Below are 20,078 nucleotides of genomic sequence, written 5' to 3' on the forward strand. Positions count from 1 at the left end.
TGCACTTATATTGTATATTCAAGATGAAAAAAGAGCCCTCTTCATTATCAACATACGACCAATTATTATAATCAGTCAAAACTTTATTATATTGCTCCTGAATAGAGACATCTAATTTATTATGCTTGCGAAATAATGCATTTAAGACATCAAATGAGGTTGACTCATTTCTAGGTGTATTTATAGCACCATTTCTAGCATAAATTAAACCAGCGGTGAGCCCTTTTGAACCTTTTGGCCTATAATCTTTTGTTAGATACACTGGCACGAAATCGCTATTAAAAATAGTTAAAATGTCTATTTCTTTATCATCAATAGTTTGTGTTTCAACTTTTACTTTAATTTGTGAATTAGTAGATAAATATAGTTTATGAAGCAAATCAGTTATAGTTTCTGTATTTTTTCTATTTTCATCTTCTTGAACTCCTATAATCTCGAAATTGTCTGCAATACCAAAAATTATATAACAATCTTTATGATGTACTGTATTAACGAAATTTAGAATATCTCGAACAAGTTCAGAATTGTCTTTATGCCATTGTTGTTTAAAATCATGGAATTCATCTTCTACTTTATTTAAGAATATTTTTATATTTTCCAAAACATCTGTTACCTTATTATTTATTATTAATACTAAAAAAGAAGCTCAATTTTGAGCTTCTTTGGAGACAATTCAAACGAATTTACCCCGTTTTAAAATCATTTAAAACAATTCAAAATGCTGTTAAATCAATCAAGTCACTTTAAATTAGGTTTATATTTTATTCCCACTCTACAGTTGCAGGTGGTTTACTTGTAATATCGTAGACGATACGGTTAACGTGGTCAACTTCGTTAACGATACGTACAGAAATCTTTTGAAGAACTTCCCATGGAAGCTTTGCAAAGTCAGCTGTCATACCGTCAATTGAAGTGATAGCACGGATAGCGATAGTGTAGTCATAAGTACGGCCATCACCCATAACACCGACAGAGCGAACGCCTGTGTTAACAGTGAAGTATTGCCATACATCACGATCAAGACCAGCTTTGGCAATTTCTTCGCGAAGGATAGCATCAGACTCACGAACAGTTTCAAGTTTCTCTTCAGTGATTTCACCCATAACACGGATGGCAAGTCCTGGTCCTGGGAAAGGTTGACGCCAAACAACTTCGTCAGGCATTCCCATCTCAGTACCAAGGGCACGTACTTCATCTTTAAAGAGGGTATTAAGTGGTTCAATCAATTCAAACTGCATATCTTCTGGAAGACCACCAACATTGTGGTGAGATTTGATTGTTTGGGCTGTCTCAGTACCTGATTCAATAATATCAGTGTAGAGTGTTCCTTGAGCTAGGAAGTCTACACCTTTAAGTTTGCTTGCTTCGTCATCAAAGACGTAAACAAACTCGTTACCGATGATTTTACGTTTTTTCTCAGGATCGTCAACACCAGCCAAGAGATCTAGGAAGCGTTTAGAAGCATCAACACGGATAATGTTAAGGCCAAATTTACCTCCAAGCATCTCCATAACTTGGTCACCTTCACCTTTACGGAGAAGACCGTGGTCAACGAAGATACATGTCAATTGATCTCCGATAGCTTTTTGCAAAAGGACACCAACAACAGATGAGTCAACCCCACCTGAGAGGCCAAGAAGGACTTTACGGTCACCAACTGTTTCACGGATTTGTGCAATTTGCATATCTACGAAGTTAGCCATTGACCAGTCACCTTTGGCACCACAGATACCGAAAGCGAAGTTTTTCAAGATATCGTTACCATATACAGAGTGACGAACTTCTGGGTGGAATTGGATACCGTAGAAGTTTTTCTCAGTATTTTCCATTGCGGCGAATGGGCAATCTACTGAGTCACCAACAAGATGGAAACCTTCTGGAATTTCTGTAACAGCATCACCGTGGCTCATAAGAACGACTTGTTCTTCAGGAGTTCCTGCAAAGAGTTCTGATTGGGCACGAAGGCGAAGTGTTGATTGGCCATACTCACGGTTACCAGCTTCACCAGCAGGAACAACTTTACCACCAAGTTTGTGGGTCAACAGTTGCATTCCGTAACAGATACCAAGAATTGGAATACCAAGTTCAAAAATTTCTTCGTCAATACCAAAGGCATCTTCGGCATAAACAGAGTTAGGACCACCCGAAAGTACGATACCGATAGGATCGATGGCACGGACTTCATCAGCGGTAATTTTATGGCTTTTCAATTCAGAGAAAACGCCAAATTCACGAATACGACGTGCAATCAGCTGATTGTATTGGCTACCATAGTCTAGAACAATGATTTTCTGCACATCATTCAAAGTAGAAATGTCAGTCATTATTACCCTTTCTTTTTACGTCACAAATGGACTCTTATGCAATCATTGTATCACAATTTTAAGGACTTAGCACCTAGATTTATACGATAAACTGTAAGTCTTGTCGTCACCTTTACAATTCTATTAGTTTTTTTGTAAAATAGGGGTAAAGAAGGGGGTATTAGATGCTACCAGCATATATTCGCATACATGATAAGATTAAGGCAGATGTTGATGACGGTACTTGGAAAATCGGGCAACGTCTCCCTAGCGAGCGGGATCTTTGCGAAACTTTTGACGTGAGTCGTATGACTGTGCGTCAGGCCATAACGCTTTTAGTGGATGAGGGGATTTTAGAGCGTAAACCAGGCAGTGGTACTTTTGTGGCTAGCAGTCGAGTTAAGGAAAAGATGCGTGGAACCACGAGTTTCACAGAGATTGTAAAATCCCAAGGCAAGAAACCATCTAGTGAGCTTATTTCATATAAGCGTGTACATCCCAATGAATTTGAAATCAAGAACTTAGGTGTTTTACCACAGTCTTATGTGATTCGTATGGAACGTGTTCGCTTTGCGGATGATCTTCCAGTTGCCTATGAGATTGCCAGTATCCCTGAGAAAATTATCCGAGGTTTCAAGGAGTCAGAAATTACGGAACATTTCTTCAAGACACTGACCGATAACGGCTATGAAATAGGGAAAAGTCAGCAGACCATATCAGCTAGTTTGGCCAATAGTAGTTTAGCCAAGCACCTCAAGGTTAAGACTGGTGATGCTCTCCTGAGTCTGACACAAATTTCCTTCCTCCAAGACGGTCAGGCTTTCGAATATGTACGAAGTTACTATGTTGGTGACCGTTTTGAATTTTATTTGGAGAATAATTAGAAGTCACTGCTTTTTTCTGCACAAGAATCGTGCTAACACCATGATTTTATGGTAAAATGGAGCTTATGGAAATTGAAAAAACCAATCGCATGAATGCCCTTTTTGAGTTCTATGCTGCACTGTTAACAGATAAGCAGATGAACTATATTGAGCTCTATTATGCGGATGATTACAGTTTGGCAGAAATTGCCGAGGAATTTGGTGTGAGTCGTCAGGCAGTATATGATAACATCAAGCGTACTGAGAAGATTTTAGAAGCTTACGAGATGAAATTACATATGTATTCAGATTACATCGTCCGTAGCCAAATTTTTGATGATATCATGGAAAAATATCCAGACGATAGCTATCTTCAGGAACAAATTGCTGTGCTCAGCAGCATTGATAATAGAGATTAGATTCAAGCAGAAAGTAAGAGAGGAAATGATATATGGCTTTTGAAAGCTTAACGGAACGCTTGCAAGGCGTTTTCAAAAATTTAAGACGTAAAGGAAAACTTTCAGAGAAAGAAGTTCAAGAAGTCACTAAAGAGATTCGTTTGGCACTTCTTGAAGCAGACGTAGCGCTACCAGTCGTTAAGACATTTATTAAACGTGTTCGTGAACGTGCTGTAGGTCACGAAATCATTGATACTCTTGATGCTTCACAACAAATTATCAAGATTGTTAATGAAGAATTGACAGAGATTCTTGGGTCTGAAACATCTGAAATTGAAAAATCTCCAAAGATTCCAACAATCATTATGATGGTTGGTCTCCAAGGGGCTGGTAAGACAACCTTTGCTGGTAAATTGGCTAATAAGTTGATTAAGGAACAAGAGGCCCGTCCAATGATGATTGCGGCGGACATCTATCGTCCAGCAGCCATTGATCAGTTGAAGACTTTGGGGCAACAAATCAATGTTCCTGTTTTTGATATGGGAACAGAGACACCAGCAGTTGAGATTGTCAAAAATGGTTTGGAACAAGCGCGTGCCAATAAGAATGACTATGTCTTGATTGATACGGCTGGTCGTTTGCAGATTGACGAGACTCTCATGCAAGAATTGCATGATATTAAGGATTTTGCTCATCCAAACGAAATTCTCTTGGTTGTGGATAGCATGATTGGTCAGGAAGCTGCTAACGTTGCCAAGGAGTTCAACGAACAGCTAGATATCACTGGTGTTGTTCTTACTAAAATTGATGGGGACACACGTGGTGGTGCGGCTCTTTCTATTCGTGAGATTACCGGCAAGCCAATCAAATTTACGGGTACTGGTGAGAAAATTACGGATATCGAGACTTTCCACCCAGACCGTATGTCAAGTCGTATTTTGGGTATGGGTGACCTTCTTACCCTTATCGAAAAAGCTTCTCAAGAGTACGATGAGAAAAAATCTCTTGAGTTGGCTGAAAAGATGCGTGAAAACACCTTTGACTTCAATGACTTCATTGACCAATTAGACCAGGTACAAAATATGGGTCCAATGGAGGATTTGCTCAAGATGTTGCCAGGTATGGCTAACAATCCAGCCTTGGCTAATGTTAAAGTAGATGAGAAACAAATTGCGCGCAAACGTGCCATCGTATCATCTATGACACCTGAAGAACGTGAAAATCCAGATCTTTTGACACCAAGTCGTCGTCGTCGTATTGCCAATGGTTCAGGGAATACCTTCATCGAAGTAAACAAGTTTATTAAAGACTTCAACCAGGCAAAACAAATGATGCAAGGTGTTATGTCTGGTGATATGGAGCAAATGATGCGTCAAATGGGTCTTAACCCAAATAATCTGCCAAAAAACATGCCAAATATGCCGGATATGGGTAATATGGACATGTCTGCTCTTGAAGGCATGATGGGTGGCGCTGGTATGCCAGATCTTGGAAATATGGATCTTAGCCAAATGCTTGGTGGTGGCCTTAAAGGTAAGGTTGGTTCATTTGCCATGAAACATGCGATGAAGCGTCAAGCTAATAAGATGAAAAAAGCTAAGAAAAAACGTAAATAAGAAACTTAGAACGCTAGGGCATTTTGCTCTAGTGTTTTTTTTCTGAAAAATATTGACTTATACAACTATACACTGTAATATACTAATGTATATACAGTAAAAAAGGAGTAAATCATGAAACCGAAAAAGAGAATTCAAGAAATGACCTTTGCAGCTTTATTAACGGCAATTGCTATCCTTATCCCAAGTATCATGCCAATTAAACTAATCATCCCACCGGCTTCGTATACTTTGGGGAGTCATGTTCCAATATTTCTAGCCATGTTTATATCTCCCTGGGTAACTGCTTTTGTTATCTTAGCTTCTAGTTTGGGATACTTTATGGCTGGCTATCCGATTGTGGTTGTTTTTAGGGCCTTTTCACATATTATATTTGGCTTTTTAGGCGCACTCTATTTGAAAAAATTTCCACAAACGATAGAAAACCATAAATCATCATTACTTTTCAACTTTGTTTTAGGACTTATCCATGCCATAGGTGAAGTTCTTGCTTGCGTGATTTTTTATTCCGTAACAGGAGAGGATTTCCAAAAACTGTTCTATGTTCTCTTTGTTTTAGTTGGTTTTGGCACTATTGTCCATAGTATGATAGACTATGTTATAGCATTAACGATTTTCAAAAGTATTCGAAAAATACGCTAATTGAAAGAGGGATGGTTGGTCTATGGCTTCAAATCGAAAACAAGAATTATTGGCACTCTTAAAGGGAGCTAAAGAGGCAATGAATGGACAGAGTTTGGCGGAGCATTTTGGTGTGACACGTCAAATCATTGTTCAAGATATTGCACTCTTACGTGCAGATGGTGCCCAGATTATTTCAACTAATAGAGGATATATCTATAAAAGTAGCGATGACAATTCATATGTACGTCGACTGTTTAAGGTGAATCATAAAGTGTCCGATATGGAAGATGAGCTTTTGGCTATTGTTGATAATGGAGGCCGTATTCAAAATATCATGATAGATCATCCAGTTTATGGAGAAATTCAGACTTTGTTGAAATTGACTTGTCGTCGAGATGTTAGGCATTTTTTAGACCAAGCCTCGTCAAATGACTTTCGCCCCTTATCTGATTTAACAAACGGAGTTCATTACCATCTTGTCGAAGCAGATAGTGAGCAAGATATAGATTATATTGAAGAGGCACTTAACCATCTAGGATTTTTAGTTAAAGAATGATATAAAAGAGATGTAAAAGTAGTTAGTTTCACTTGAAAACAACTACTTTTTTTGATAAACTTATGTTAGTTTATTAACTTACGGAGGTGGCTATGTTTTCAGGACAAAGACTTAAGGAAATTCGAGAAGCGCAAGGAATGAGCCAGGCATCAGTGGCTAAGCATCTTGGAATTTCACGCTCCTCTTATTTTAATTGGGAAAATGGTAAGACGAAACCTAATCAAAAGAATCTATCGGTATTGGCAGAACTTTTTGGCGTGGCTGAGACCTATTTTCTATCTGAACATGAGATTGTAGAAGTCTACTTGGAATTAAATGAGGAAAATCGTCAGGAAGCTTTGCGACTCACTAAGGCTCTCCTAGAAGAGCAAGAAGCAGAAAAGCAGAAAGCACCTGTTATTCCGCTTTACTCATACAAAGTTTTCGAGCGTCTATCAGCCGGAACAGGTTACACTTACTTTGGTGACGGCAACTATGATGAAGTTTTCTATGATGAAGAATTGGATCATGATTTTGCGTCATGGGTTTTTGGAGACTCTATGGAACCTACCTACCTAAATGGAGAAGTAGTGCTAATCAAACAAACAGGTTTTGATTATGATGGAGCTGTTTATGCTGTAGACTGGGATGGTCAAACCTATATCAAAAAAGTTTATCGTGAGGAAGATGGGCTACGTTTAGTTTCTCTTAATAAACGTTATGGTGATAAGTTCGCACCCTATGACGAAGATCCCCGAATCATCGGTAAAATTGTCGGTAACTTTATGCCTGTTGAGGCTTAGTCAACTTTTATCGATTGGGCATCTTAAACTAAATCTGATATAATATAAATAAAGTAAAGCCAAGTCTTTGGCTTTTTTTAAAGAGTTTAAATCATATTTTACTAAGAAAAGAAAGAGGAGAGATAAACATGGCTACTATTCAATGGTTCCCTGGTCACATGTCCAAAGCCCGTCGACAAGTTCAGGAAAATCTTAAGCATGTTGATTTTGTAACAATTTTAGTGGATGCACGTTTGCCACTGTCAAGTCAAAATCCCATGCTAACTAAAATTGTTGGCGATAAACCAAAGCTTTTAATTCTCAATAAGGCTGACCTTGCTGATAGTAATCGTACAAAAGAGTGGCGTAGCTATTTTGAGAGTCAAGGGATTAAAACCTTGGCCATCAATTCCAAGGAACAATCTACAGTTAAATTGGTGACAGACGCTGCTAAGAGTCTTATGGCTGACAAGATTCAACGACTTCGTGAACGTGGTATTCAGAAAGAGACCTTGCGAACTATGATTATTGGGATTCCAAATGCTGGGAAATCTACCTTGATGAATCGTTTGGCTGGTAAAAAAATTGCCGTTGTAGGAAATAAACCTGGTGTGACAAAAGGTCAACAGTGGTTGAAGTCAAATAAGGATTTGGAAATTCTGGATACTCCGGGGATTTTGTGGCCTAAGTTTGAAGATGAATTGGTCGGTTTGAAACTTGCTTTGACCGGTGCCATCAAGGACCAGCTCTTGCCAATGGATGAAGTTACAATTTTTGGCCTTAACTATTTTAAAACTTACTATCCTGAACGTTTAGAGGAGCGCTTTAAAGGGATTGACCTTGAAGAAGAGGCACCAGAAATCATTATGGAAATGACTCGAAAACTTGGCTTCCGTGAAGATTATGACCGTTTCTATAATCTATTTGTCAAAGAAGTTCGTGATGGAAAACTAGGACGTTACACACTTGATATTGTTGGGGTCGATACTGATGGCGACAATTAAAGAAGTCAAAGAGCAATTGGCCACTTTGACAGACCTTGACGATCACCGATGGGCAAGTTTTGAGGAAGATAGTCGAGCTGGTGTACAGACTGCCATTAAGCAACGCCGTAAAGCTATACAAGCTGAGATTGCTGAGGAAGAACGCTTAGAAAAGATGCTAAGTTACGAAAAATCGCTTTATGCTCAGGGAGTTGAACTCATTGCAGGTGTTGATGAAGTTGGACGTGGTCCTTTGGCTGGGCCAGTGGTAGCTGCAGCGGTTATCTTACCAAAGCTTTGTAAAATAAAAGGTCTCAATGACAGTAAAAAAATACCAAAATCAAAACATAAAGCTATTTATAAGCAGGTCATGAAGGAAGCGGTAGCTGTCGGGATTGGTATAAAGGACAATCATGTGATTGACGATGTCAATATTTATGAAGCAACCAAGCTTGCTATGACTGAAGCTATTGAAAACCTTAGTCCCAAACCTGAACATTTGTTAATTGATGCCATGACTTTGGACCTACCAATAGGACAAACATCAATTATAAAAGGAGATGCTAATTCTTTATCAATTGCGGCAGCATCTATCGTAGCAAAGGTAACCCGTGATAAGATGATGGCTGACTATGATCAGGAGTTTCCTGGTTATGCATTTGCCAAAAATGCAGGTTATGGTACCAAGGATCATTTGTCTGGCATAGATAACTTTGGTGTTACTCCAATTCATAGAAGAAGCTTTGAACCCATAAAGTCAATAATAAAAAGTAGGTGAAGTGGCGTGATTTTAGCTATCGATATTGGAGGAACCTTTATCAAGTTTGGGTTAGTTAATGATGATTTTAAGATTAGCAATCAATCTAAAGTGTCGACGCCACCAACCTTAGACGACTTTTGGTTGACTTTAGACCACATTGTCTCGTCACACAAGGATATTATTTCTGGGATTGCCATTGCGTGCCCTGGCGAAATAAATAGTAAACGTGGCTTCATTTTCAAGGGCGGTCTTATCCCTTATTTAACGGCTATTCCTCTTGGGTCACGATTGACTAAAACATTTCAACTACCTGTAAAGGTTATCAATGATGCAGACGCAGCAGCCTTGGCTGAAGCCAGATATGGAAGTCTACAAGACTTAGATTGTGGGGCAGCCTTGGTTTTAGGTACTGGTGTTGGTTTAGGACTTGTCTCACAGGAGGACTTGTTATCATCTCTGTCAGTCACCCAATATCTGAGAGTTCCAAGTCCCCAAAGTATGAGTCAAACCTCTCTACCTTTCCAGTGGGAATTGTTTATGCATGGCTTAGTAAGCCTTGTCGATAATAAGGGGTCTGCAGTAGGCTTTGTTCATGAAGCCAGTCAATTACTTGGGTTAAATCAAGACGATGGTCCAGCCGTATTCTCAGCTATAGAGGGAAATCAGTCGGAAGATCTAAATCTTTTATTTAAAGACTATTGTCATGAAATTGCTGTTCTTGTGCTAAATTTGCAGAGCTTCTTTAGGTTGGAGAAAGTTGTTATCGGTGGTGGTATCAGTAGGCAAGGTACTTTAATAGAAGGAATAAGTGATGCCTATGAGGAGTTATTTAAGGATAAGACTGAATTAGGTTTTGAGCCCATAACTATTCGAGCCTGTCATTTCCATAACGATAGTAACCTACTAGGAGCCACGTCTTATTTTGCTTCTGAAAATGATTTGTAATCACGGAAAGTTCCATAATGGAGCTTTTTTCTTTTCTGTTACGAATAATGAAAAGGAGGTATCTATATGAATAATTTTGAACTTTTTAAACTTAAAGCCGCTGGGTTGACGAATTTAAATATCTTAAATATTTTGGACTATCAAAAGACTCAAGATAGAAAATTGAGTTTACGTGATATGGCAGTGGTATCCAAGTCTAAAAATGCCGTTCTTTTTATGGAAAAGTATAAGAGTTTAGATATTAAGCAACTCAAAGAACAATTCGACCATTTTCCTACGTTATCGATTTTTGATAAAGAATATCCCATTGAGCTGAAGTATACCTATAATCCTCCTGTCCTCCTTTATTATCAGGGGAATCTTGATTTACTGAGTAAACCAAAGCTAGCTGTTGTTGGGGCAAGAAAGTGTTCTGAAACAGGCAAACAGTCTGTCCGTAAAATTGTTAGTGAACTTGGGAATCACTTTACTATTGTGAGTGGATTGGCGTGTGGGATTGATACTTGTGCGCATATGGAGGCCTTGAAAAATAAGGGGAACACGATTGCAGTTATCGGGACAGGACTTGATGTTTATTATCCTAAAGAAAATAAAGCTTTGCAGGACTATATGGCAAAAAATCATTTAGTTCTTACAGAATATGGACCAGGTGAACAGCCTCTCAAGTACCACTTTCCTGAACGCAATCGGATTATTTCTGGATTGTGTCAAGGAGTTATGGTTGTAGAAGCTAAGCTTCGCTCAGGAAGTCTGATTACTTGTGAGCGTGCCATGGAAGAAGGTAGAGATGTTTTTGCTATTCCAGGAAATATTTTAGATGGAAAGTCAGATGGATGCCATCACCTAATTCAGGAGGGTGCAAAGTGCATTACGACAGGGTTTGACATCCTTTCAGAGTTTTCTTGAAAATCAAAGTTCTCCTATAGAGATAAAGTTTTTTATTGACAGTTAAAGAAAAGGAAGGTATCATGTTAGTTGCTCGGTCCAAGATGTTTCATTTTTTAATGTCTTGTGACTAGATTTTAGACAGATGAGTGGCGCAGCCAGTTTATAACATTATAAGGAAATAGTCTATGGCGACAGCAACGACAACAAAAACGAAAACTAAAACAACAAAGAAAACGACTGCTAAAAAGGCGACTAAAAAGAGAGCGACACCAAAGAAAAATTTGGTTATCGTGGAGTCTCCTGCTAAAGCGAAAACGATTGAGAAATATCTTGGCCGCAATTATAAAGTTGTAGCCTCTGTTGGGCATATTCGTGATTTGAAAAAATCAAGTATGTCTATTGATTTTGAAAACAACTACGAACCTCAGTACATTAATATTCGAGGTAAGGGACCTCTTATCAATGAATTGAAGAAAGAAGCTAAAAAAGCCAAGCAAGTCTTTCTCGCAAGTGACCCGGACCGTGAAGGGGAAGCCATTTCATGGCATTTGTCACATATTCTTGGATTAGAGCCAGATGATAAGAATCGTGTCGTTTTTAACGAAATCACTAAAGATGCGGTAAAAAATGCCTTTGTAGAGCCACGCGCCATTGACATGGACTTGGTAGATGCTCAACAAGCTCGTCGTGTCTTGGACCGTATTGTGGGTTACTCTATTTCACCGCTTCTATGGAAGAAGGTTAAGAAAGGTCTTTCTGCAGGTCGTGTACAATCAGTAGCTCTTAAGCTCATTATTGACCGTGAAAATGAAATTAAGGCCTTTAAACCAGAAGAATACTGGACTATTGATGGTGCTTTTAAGAAGGGTGCTAAGAAGTTTCAGGCTAGCTTCTATGGTTTGGATGGTAAAAAGCTTAAGCTCAACAATAATGATGATGTTCAAGCCGTTCTGTCTCGTATCACAAGTGATGATTTTAACGTTGATAAGGTAGAGAAAAAAGAACGTCGTCGTAATGCGCCATTGCCATATACAACCTCATCTCTTCAACAGGATGCTGCCAATAAGATTAATTTCCGTACACGTAAGACCATGATGGTTGCCCAACAGTTGTATGAAGGAATTAATCTGGGTTCAGGCGCTCAAGGTTTGATTACCTATATGCGTACGGACTCAACACGTATCAGTCCAGTTGCTCAAAATCAGGCTGCTGAATTTATCACAGAACGCTTTGGTTCTAAGTATTCAAAACACGGCAGCAAGGTGAAAAATAGTTCAGGAGCACAAGATGCCCATGAGGCTATTCGTCCGTCAAATGTTTTCCAAACACCAGAAAGCATTGCAAAGTATTTGGATAAGGATCAGCTTAAGCTTTATACTCTTATCTGGAATCGTTTTGTAGCGAGTCAAATGACAGCTGCAGTATTTGATACGATGAAGGTGACCTTGTCTCAAAACGGAGTCATTTTCACTGCAAATGGTAGCCAAATCAAGTTCGATGGTTATATGGCCGTTTACAACGACTCTGATAAGAATAAAATGCTTCCTGATATGGCAGAAGGTGATACGGTTAAGAAGGTTGTGACAACGCCTGAACAACACTTCACGCAACCACCAGCCCGCTATTCTGAAGCGACTCTGATTAAGACGCTGGAAGAAAATGGTGTTGGTCGTCCGTCAACTTATGCACCGACACTTGATGTTATTCAACGTCGTTACTATGTCAAATTAGTAGCTAAACGTTTTGAACCAACAGAACTTGGTGAAATCGTTAATAGCTTAATCGTCGAATTCTTCCCAGACATCGTGGATGTTAAATTCACTGCCGAGATGGAAGGAAAACTCGATAAAGTTGAAATCGGTAAGGAACAATGGCAGAAGGTTATTGATGAATTCTTCAAACCTTTCCAAAAAGAATTGGAAAAAGCTGAAGAAGGTATTGAAAAAATCCAAATCAAGGATGAGCCAGCTGGTTTTGATTGTGACCTCTGTGGTCACCCAATGGTCATCAAACTTGGTCGATACGGTAAGTTCTACGCATGTAGTAACTTCCCCGACTGTCACAATACTAAAGCCATTACCAAAGAAATTGGCGTTACTTGTCCAACCTGTGGTAAAGGTCAGGTCATCGAACGTAAGACAAAACGAAATCGTGTCTTTTATGGATGTGATCGCTATCCTGACTGTGAATTTACGTCGTGGGATATCCCTGTTGGACGTAACTGTCCTAAATCAGGCGATTATCTTGTCGAGAAGAAGGTCCGTGGTGGCGGCAAGCAAGTTATCTGTAGCAACGAAGAGTGTGACTACAAAGAATCTATTGTTAAATAAAGAAAGCTATCTCAAGTTAAATCTTGGGATAGTTTTTTGTATTTTATCAAAAAAACTGATACTTTCCTTAAATTTGTTTTTTATACTAAGGATGAAAAGAAAGGAGAGTAAGTGATTTTTTGATATTAGATAAATATAAGCTTATATTGAAAACAGAACTATTCTAAAAGAGGTGTACAAATGGAAATAACTGTTAAACAACTTTCAAAAACCTACAAAGATAAGACTATTTTAGATAACATCACATTTACAATTGAATCTGGAACAGTTTCTGGTCTATTAGGAGTAAATGGTGCTGGTAAGTCAACTCTGATGAAAATTCTTTTTGGTTTAGTCCAAAAAAGTAGTGGAGAAATTCGATTTGATGGATCATCCAAAAACAAACATTTATTAGGTGCATTAATCGAAGCACCTGCAATTTATCACAACCTTTCAGCTTTTGACAATCTAAAAACAAAAGCGTTGCTATATGATATTCCTGATTCAAAAATTTTTGAAACCTTGGAAATAATTGGTCTTTCCAATACTGGAAAGAAAAAAGCCGGTAAATTTTCATTAGGTATGAAGCAGCGACTTGGGATTGGTATGGCCATTTTAACTGATCCCCAATTTTTAATTCTAGATGAGCCTACTAATGGCCTTGATCCCGATGGTATAAATGAATTGCTAGACCTTATTCGTTCCTTGAAAGCAAAAGGGATGACAATTCTGGTTTCCAGTCATCAACTTCTAGAAATTAGTAAGGTTGCTGATCATATTCTTATTCTCGATAAAGGTAAAATTCAATATGATGGTGAAAACAAAAATGTAGATAGTCTTGAGAGACTCTTCTTTAAAATTGTTCATGGGGGTTAGTGATATGCAAAATATATTCTATTCGGAATTGCTCAAATTACGACATTTAGGAACGACTAAATTCTTAATCATCATACCATTTTTAACCGTTCTTATAGCCTTTTTAATGGGAGGGTTACAGATTTTTGTTCCTTTCTCGGTTTATTGGTGGGAAGCTATCTTTTTATATCTTGTAAATGGTATTTTGTTTATAGTTGATAGACGTTTAGAAGACCAGGCTGGGCATTTTCAAAATGTTACAAATGGATATTTCACTTGGAAAATTAGCTTGATGAAAATGGTGCTTATAGGCATGAGAACATTGCTTGCTAGTTTTTTCTTACTGGCTTTCCTTAGTCTCGTTGCATTTATTTACACAGGTTTTATTCCAATAAATATTCCTAAAACAGCTATTTCCTTAATCTTAATTTGGATGACAACTTTATGGAACATTCCTTTACTTTATCTGATGTCTAAATACATGAGTCAATTCATCCTATTAGCTCTTAATACATTGGTTTGTCTTTTAATAGCACCCTTTATTGCTCAGAGTCCACTTTGGTTCGTTTTCCCCTATACTTATCACTATAAAATAGCTCAATTTTTATTAAATCTTAAACCATCGGGGGATATTATTGTAAATACGAATCATACTAGCATTTTTCAGGTGTTACTTACGATGATGCTATCAATAGTAGTGACATTGCTTTTACCTTTTTCACTGCAAAGGAGACAATTAAATGCTAAGGAGTGAGTTACTTAAATTAAAGAATACTTTCGGTCTTTATCTTATTCTCAGTTTTGCTGTCTTAGAGATTATTACAATTCCAATGTATGTGAGCTTTGCCCCTAACGGTTTTTCTCTAACTAATTTAGCCATATTATCTTTTTTATGCTATCCGCTATTGACATCATTTTTGTCAATTTTAGGGATTGAACAAGAAAAATACGCTAATCATTATCAAGAAATATCGAGTTACCCTAAGCAAAGACGTTTATGGTTGGCTAAACTTTTGATAGTAGACCTAATCCTTAGCCTACCTTCTTTATTTAGTTGGCTTCTCTTAAACCTCCTTCTTATGAATAATGTGAATGGATTTGTATTAAGTCTATCAAGTTGGATGTTAATGGTCTTTCTTAATCATTTTCACTACTTTATACAAGTGAGTCTGAACAGTGTTAGTAATATTATTATCTCTATGGTTGAAATTATTTTTATTTTTTTGCTAGTAATAAAGTTTTCTTGTCTACTCATTGGCTTCCTATTGCTTTACCTATCAATAGCCTTATCCTTAGTGATTGGAGCCAACTCAATTCCCTTCCTTTATGGATTGTTGGGGTGACTTTGTTATTTATTTGTTTTTTGCCAATAAATTCAAAATCTTATTAATAGATTTATCTACTCTACGCCTTGTCAGTTCTCTTCTATAGATGATATGATAAGGGTAACTTTGTACGAAAGGAAAGGTTATGGCTCAGATACTTGTTGTTGATGATCAGGAAGATATTGTTCAATTGGTTGTAAAGGCTTTAGAGCTTCAAAATCATAAGGTGACGGGGCTTACAAGTGTTTTAGACTTAGATAAGAACTCGTTGCCACGCTTTGACTTGATTTTACTGGATATCATGATGCCTGATGTTGACGGTCTCCAGTTTTGTCATGAGATTCGTGATCAGGTGGATTGTCCTATACTCTTTATTACAGCCAAAACGCAAGAGGCTGATATTGTTCAAGGCTTGACTTATGGTGCTGATGATTATATTTGCAAGCCATTTGGGGTTAAAGAACTTCAAGCGCGTGTGGCTGCACACTTGAGACGTGAACATCGTGAGCGCCACCATAAGCTATTAATTGGAAATATTCAGTTTGATTTGTCTGCTCAGGAGCTTTATGTTGAGAATCAGTTGTTAGATTTGACTAAGTCAGAATATGGTATTTGTCAGTTTCTGGCTGAAAATAAGGGCCAAGTCTTTTCCAAAGAGCAAATCTACACGCATTTGTACGGCTATGAGGATAAAGGGAGTCCGACAGCAGTGGCTGAACATATCAAAAATATCCGTGCAAAGCTCAAAGATGTTGGGCAAAATCCTATTGAAACAGTCTGGGGGATTGGTTACAAGTGGCACTAATTAAAAAAAGAGAACACACTCTAAGAACAATCTTGATATCTTATGTCGTCAGTCTTACAGTTCTATCAGCAATCAGTAGCCTGCTTATTTTGTCTTTGTTCAGCTTGTCTTATCGTTTTGGCGTTGTGTTTCCAGCAAATCAGGTAGAAAGTGATTTGTCTGTCGTCAGGAATGAAATTGAAACTTCTAAGGTCTTTAATCCAAATGTCTTGCCTGATGGTACTCGCTATGTCTTCTTGACTAGAGATTTTAAACTTAAAAAATCTAACATGCCAGTTAACTTGCAAGAAGAATCCTTGCTAGATTACCAATTCAAGAATGTTCACGGTGGCAATTATGGCTATTTTCAGTCTTTTGAACGGTCAGATGGCATTGTCATTGTCAATTATCAACTATCACCTCGGTATCGTAATGAGTGGATGAACCAGCATTTTCCCAATGCTGATCTATTGATGATTGGCTCAATGATGGTGTCTATCCTACTCATATTTATTACTTTAACTTTTTACTATGCTAGTAAATTGAGTCGAGAGTTGAGACCAATATTGAAGGCAACAGAGAAAATAGCAGAGCAAGACTTGGATTTTCAAACGTCCAAATCTAAAATTACTGAGTTTAACCAGGTTTTAAATGGTTTGGATCATATGCGAGTAGCACTTCGTGAGTCTTTGATGGAAAATTGGAAGGCAGAGCAAGATAAACAAAATCAAATTTCTGCTCTGACACATGATTTAAAGACACCCCTAACAGTTGCTCGTGGGAATGCTGAGCTCTTAGCTATGACGCCCTTAAATGCAGAACAGACGGATTTGTTAGAGCATTTTCAAAAAGGGATTGCACAGGTTGATGCTTATGTGAAAGAGTTGTCTGAACTCAACAAAACGAGTTTGAAGAAAACCTTGACGCTTGAAGAAGTTCCAGTTAAGGAATTTGTTGAAGACATTTACGATCAAACCTTGTCATTAGCTCAAACGAAACAAATCAATGTGGTATTTGACAAGAAGGAAATTGAGAAAGAAACCATAGGCAATTGGGACAGGTCTTTGTTGAATCGAGCTTTTATGAATATCATTTCGAATGCGGTAGAGCATACGCCTAGTGGTAGTCAGTTGCTCTTAACTGCTAGGGTAGAAGATGATGAATTCAAGTTTATCTGTCTTGATTCTGGCCCTGGATTTTCCCTTGAATCACTTGAAAAGGCCACTCAGCTCTTTTATCAAGAGGATAAAAGTAGACAGAGCCGCAATCATAGTGGACTTGGTCTGACTATTGCTAATGATATTATTCGCTTACACCATGGTAGTCTTTCTCTTTCAAATGACAATGGCACAGGGGGTGCTAAAGTGACTATCATGTTACCCCTTTAAATACAAATTACTCCTAGTCGCCAGATGAGGAGTTTTTTGCTATACTACTAAGAGAAAAAATGAAGAAAGATTTGTGGGAGCAGGAGTTCATTTTGTTCCCGAAGAGGTATTAGTGTAATGTCTCAATCAAAAGCAGATTATATTAACGTGATTGGAGCTGGTTTGGCCGGATCAGAGGCGGCTTATCAGATTGCCAAACGTGGTATTCCAGTAAAACTTTATGAAATGCGTGGGGTCAAAGCAACACCACAGCATAAGACAACCAATTTTGCAGAATTGGTTTGTTCTAACTCTTTCCGTGGAGATAGCTTGACCAATGCTGTAGGGCTTCTTAAAGAAGAAATGCGTCGCTTGGACTCTATCATTATGCGTAATGGAGAAGCTCACCGTGTGCCAGCTGGTGGTGCCATGGCGGTGGACCGTGAAGGTTATGCAGAAGCTGTTACAGCGGAAATTGAAAATCATCCATTAATTGAAGTTATCCGTGAAGAAATCACAGAAATTCCTGATGATGCCATTACAGTTATTGCCTCAGGACCATTGACTTCTGATGCTCTAGCTGAAAAAATTCATGAGCTTAACGGTGGAGATGGCTTCTATTTCTATGATGCCGCTGCACCAATAGTTGATAAAGCGACTATCGACATGAACAAGGTTTACCTTAAGTCACGCTATGACAAGGGTGAAGCAGCTTATCTAAACTGTCCTATGACCAAGGAAGAGTTCATGGCCTTCCATGAGGCTTTGACAACAGCTGAAGAAGCTCCTTTGAATTCCTTTGAAAAAGAAAAGTATTTCGAAGGGTGTATGCCTATCGAGGTCATGGCTAAACGTGGTATCAAGACAATGCTCTATGGCCCTATGAAACCGGTTGGTTTGGAGTATCCTGAGGATTACAAAGGGCCACGTGACGGCGATTTCAAGACACCTTATGCAGTTGTTCAGCTTCGTCAGGACAATGCGGCTGGTAGTCTCTACAATATCGTTGGTTTCCAAACCCACCTCAAATGGGGCGAGCAAAAGCGTGTCTTCCAAATGATCCCAGGTCTTGAAAATGCTGAATTTGTGCGTTATGGGGTTATGCACCGCAACTCTTACATGGATTCGCCAAACTTGCTCAGACAGACCTTCCAATCAAAATCAAACCCTAATTTGTTCTTTGCGGGACAAATGACTGGTGTTGAAGGTTATGTTGAATCAGCTGCCTCAGGTTTGGTTGCTGGAATCAATGCAGCCCGTCTCTTTAAAGGTGAAGAGGAACTTATCTTCCCTCATACAACAGCTATCGGAAGCCTCCCATATTATGTGACACATGCTGAAAGCAAACATTTCCAACCAATGAATGTTAACTTTGGTATTATCAAAGAGTTGGAAGGTCCACGTATTCGTGACAAGAAAGAGCGTTACGAAAAAATTGCTGAGCGTGCTCTTAAAGATTTACAACCTTTTATTCAAGCTTAGACAATATTAAAATCCCTTACCGAATGCGGTAAGGGATTTTTCAGATCTAAAAGTATCCAATTAACCAAAGAATTTCTTAGCGATATCTTGACCTTGTTTAATTTTAGCCCATTGTTGTGGTGTTGCCAACTCATTACCTGAGTCACATGAGGCGAAACCACATTGGTGAGAAAGGAAGAGACGCTCTTTAGGAAGGATTTGACTAGCTTTTTCAAGCAAGTCAAGAACACGTTCTTCGTCATCAAGTTCAGTTGTTTTTGATGACAAAAGTCCTAGTACAACTTCAGCCTTACTATCTTTAAGAGCTTCGAGAGCCTTGATATCACCAGCTGTATCGCTGTCCCATTCAAGGAAGAAGCGGTCATAGTGTTGCTCTGCCAAGAATTTCTTAGCAATGGCTTCGTAAGTTCCTTCGGCAGCAGAACGGCTTTCATAATTACCACGACAGTTGTGTGTCCAAACTGTTAAACCAAGTTCGTGAGCATAATCTACAACTTCATTATTGATTGCTACAAACTCATCAGCCAATTCTGCCAAATCAGAATTACCTTCCGCAAAGAAACTTGCAGGGTTTGATGGGTCAAAAAGTTCCCAGAGACAGTCGTCAAATTGAACGATTTTTCCACCAACTGCCTTGTATTCTTCCAAGAATTCTTTATAGGCATTAATCAAACCTTTTTTGAGGTCTTCATTAGTTTCATAGACTTGCCCAGGACCAGCCAAACGGTCAAAGATAGCAAGTTCAGTATAAGCATGAGCTGGACCCCAGATAGTTTGTTTAGTATCTTCATCACCAGCTTCAGCTTTAACCAATTTATAGATATCTAGGTAATGGTGGTTTTTACCTGAGAGTGGTTCAGTGATACGAATACCAATATCTTTACGAGTCTCATATTGTCCGCCATCGTGGTCTTTGAATGTATAACCGTGCTCAGCAATGTAGCGTTCAATACCTTTGAGACCCCAGACAAAGTCTAAGTGCCACATAGAACGGCCAAACTCACCATCGGTAAGAATGTCAATACCATTAGCCTTTTGGTCAGCCACAATTTGCTTAATATCTGCAGTTTCAGTTTCTTGATAACCAGGAAGGGCATCGTAAAAAGGATACTGGATGTCGTCACGGTGCTCGATTTCGTCCTTGTATTTACGGAGATCCGCAGGACGAAGGAGAGAACCAACTAATTGAAATTTAGATTTTGTCATAAGATTCACCTCAAAATAAGATTTTATATCTCTTGAATATACAATATAAGTGC

At 38.5% G+C, this 20,078-nt stretch carries 19 protein-coding genes; 16 read left to right on the plus strand and 3 right to left on the minus strand.

Annotation, left to right across the window (positions count from 1 at the left end):
• Positions 1-601: ATP-binding protein (locus HMPREF2877_RS10340; protein WP_141751056.1), on the minus strand; the 601-nt coding region annotated here is incomplete at its 3' end.
• Between the two features lie 160 nt (positions 602-761).
• Positions 762-2,324, minus strand: a complete 1,563-nt coding sequence (gene guaA, locus HMPREF2877_RS10345; RefSeq protein WP_002883901.1) for a glutamine-hydrolyzing GMP synthase — start codon at positions 2,322-2,324, stop codon at positions 762-764.
• A 164-nt stretch (positions 2,325-2,488) separates the two neighbouring features.
• Between guaA and HMPREF2877_RS10350 the strand changes: the two genes are divergently transcribed.
• From HMPREF2877_RS10350 to trmFO, 16 genes are all read left to right on the plus strand, one after another.
• Positions 2,489-3,187, plus strand: coding sequence for a GntR family transcriptional regulator (locus tag HMPREF2877_RS10350; RefSeq protein WP_021144070.1), 699 nt, complete (start codon positions 2,489-2,491; stop codon positions 3,185-3,187).
• 65 nt (positions 3,188-3,252) lie between these two features.
• Positions 3,253-3,585 (plus strand): putative DNA-binding protein, encoded by a 333-nt coding sequence (locus HMPREF2877_RS10355; protein ID WP_002883908.1) that lies wholly within the window; start codon positions 3,253-3,255, stop codon positions 3,583-3,585.
• 32 nt (positions 3,586-3,617) lie between these two features.
• Entirely contained in the window at positions 3,618-5,180 is a 1,563-nt protein-coding gene (gene ffh, locus HMPREF2877_RS10360) for a signal recognition particle protein (RefSeq protein WP_002883924.1), read from the plus strand.
• Positions 5,181-5,294: 114 nt separating this feature from the next.
• On the plus strand, positions 5,295-5,822 hold the full coding sequence (locus tag HMPREF2877_RS10365) for an ECF transporter S component (RefSeq protein ID WP_002883896.1): 528 nt from the start codon (positions 5,295-5,297) through the stop codon (positions 5,820-5,822).
• Positions 5,823-5,844: 22 nt separating this feature from the next.
• Complete coding sequence (locus HMPREF2877_RS10370; protein ID WP_048675628.1) at positions 5,845-6,360, plus strand: transcription repressor NadR; 516 nt, start codon at positions 5,845-5,847, stop codon at positions 6,358-6,360.
• A 92-nt stretch (positions 6,361-6,452) separates the two neighbouring features.
• Complete coding sequence (locus HMPREF2877_RS10375; protein WP_002883906.1) at positions 6,453-7,142, plus strand: XRE family transcriptional regulator; 690 nt, start codon at positions 6,453-6,455, stop codon at positions 7,140-7,142.
• Positions 7,143-7,270: 128 nt separating this feature from the next.
• Complete coding sequence (gene ylqF, locus HMPREF2877_RS10380; protein WP_014634567.1) at positions 7,271-8,125, plus strand: ribosome biogenesis GTPase YlqF; 855 nt, start codon at positions 7,271-7,273, stop codon at positions 8,123-8,125.
• Positions 8,112-8,882, plus strand: coding sequence for a ribonuclease HII (locus HMPREF2877_RS10385; RefSeq protein WP_070579941.1), 771 nt, complete (start codon positions 8,112-8,114; stop codon positions 8,880-8,882). The genes ylqF and HMPREF2877_RS10385 overlap by 14 nt, the downstream gene beginning before the upstream one ends.
• A gap of 6 nt (positions 8,883-8,888) precedes the next feature.
• On the plus strand, positions 8,889-9,809 hold the full coding sequence (locus tag HMPREF2877_RS10390; protein ID WP_070579944.1) for an ROK family protein: 921 nt from the start codon (positions 8,889-8,891) through the stop codon (positions 9,807-9,809).
• Positions 9,810-9,875: 66 nt separating this feature from the next.
• Positions 9,876-10,715 (plus strand): DNA-processing protein DprA, encoded by an 840-nt coding sequence (gene dprA / locus HMPREF2877_RS10395; RefSeq protein WP_004182435.1) that lies wholly within the window; start codon positions 9,876-9,878, stop codon positions 10,713-10,715.
• 167 nt (positions 10,716-10,882) lie between these two features.
• A complete protein-coding gene (gene topA, locus HMPREF2877_RS10400) occupies positions 10,883-13,027 on the plus strand; it encodes a type I DNA topoisomerase (protein WP_014633069.1) in 2,145 nt (714 codons plus the stop codon).
• A gap of 180 nt (positions 13,028-13,207) precedes the next feature.
• On the plus strand, positions 13,208-13,882 hold the full coding sequence (locus HMPREF2877_RS10405; RefSeq protein ID WP_070579947.1) for an ABC transporter ATP-binding protein: 675 nt from the start codon (positions 13,208-13,210) through the stop codon (positions 13,880-13,882).
• 4 nt (positions 13,883-13,886) lie between these two features.
• A complete protein-coding gene (locus tag HMPREF2877_RS10410) occupies positions 13,887-14,615 on the plus strand; it encodes a lantibiotic immunity ABC transporter MutE/EpiE family permease subunit (protein WP_070579950.1) in 729 nt (242 codons plus the stop codon).
• Positions 14,616-15,331: 716 nt separating this feature from the next.
• On the plus strand, positions 15,332-15,991 hold the full coding sequence (locus tag HMPREF2877_RS10420) for a response regulator transcription factor (protein ID WP_014634562.1): 660 nt from the start codon (positions 15,332-15,334) through the stop codon (positions 15,989-15,991).
• Positions 15,982-17,358 (plus strand): sensor histidine kinase, encoded by a 1,377-nt coding sequence (locus tag HMPREF2877_RS10425; RefSeq protein ID WP_176745195.1) that lies wholly within the window; start codon positions 15,982-15,984, stop codon positions 17,356-17,358. The genes HMPREF2877_RS10420 and HMPREF2877_RS10425 overlap by 10 nt, the downstream gene beginning before the upstream one ends.
• 117 nt (positions 17,359-17,475) lie before the next feature.
• Complete coding sequence (gene trmFO / locus HMPREF2877_RS10430; RefSeq protein ID WP_070579953.1) at positions 17,476-18,819, plus strand: methylenetetrahydrofolate--tRNA-(uracil(54)-C(5))-methyltransferase (FADH(2)-oxidizing) TrmFO; 1,344 nt, start codon at positions 17,476-17,478, stop codon at positions 18,817-18,819.
• Between the two features lie 60 nt (positions 18,820-18,879).
• Here trmFO and HMPREF2877_RS10435 read toward each other — a convergent pair whose 3' ends face one another.
• Positions 18,880-20,025: a cobalamin-independent methionine synthase II family protein gene (locus tag HMPREF2877_RS10435; RefSeq protein WP_002883909.1), complete on the minus strand. Its 1,146-nt coding sequence runs from the start codon at positions 20,023-20,025 to the stop codon at positions 18,880-18,882.
• Between the last annotated feature and the right edge of the window lie 53 nt (positions 20,026-20,078).

It is taken from the genome of Streptococcus sp. HMSC072D03, from assembly GCF_001812855.1.
Taxonomy (GTDB): Bacteria; Bacillota; Bacilli; order Lactobacillales; family Streptococcaceae; genus Streptococcus; species Streptococcus salivarius_D.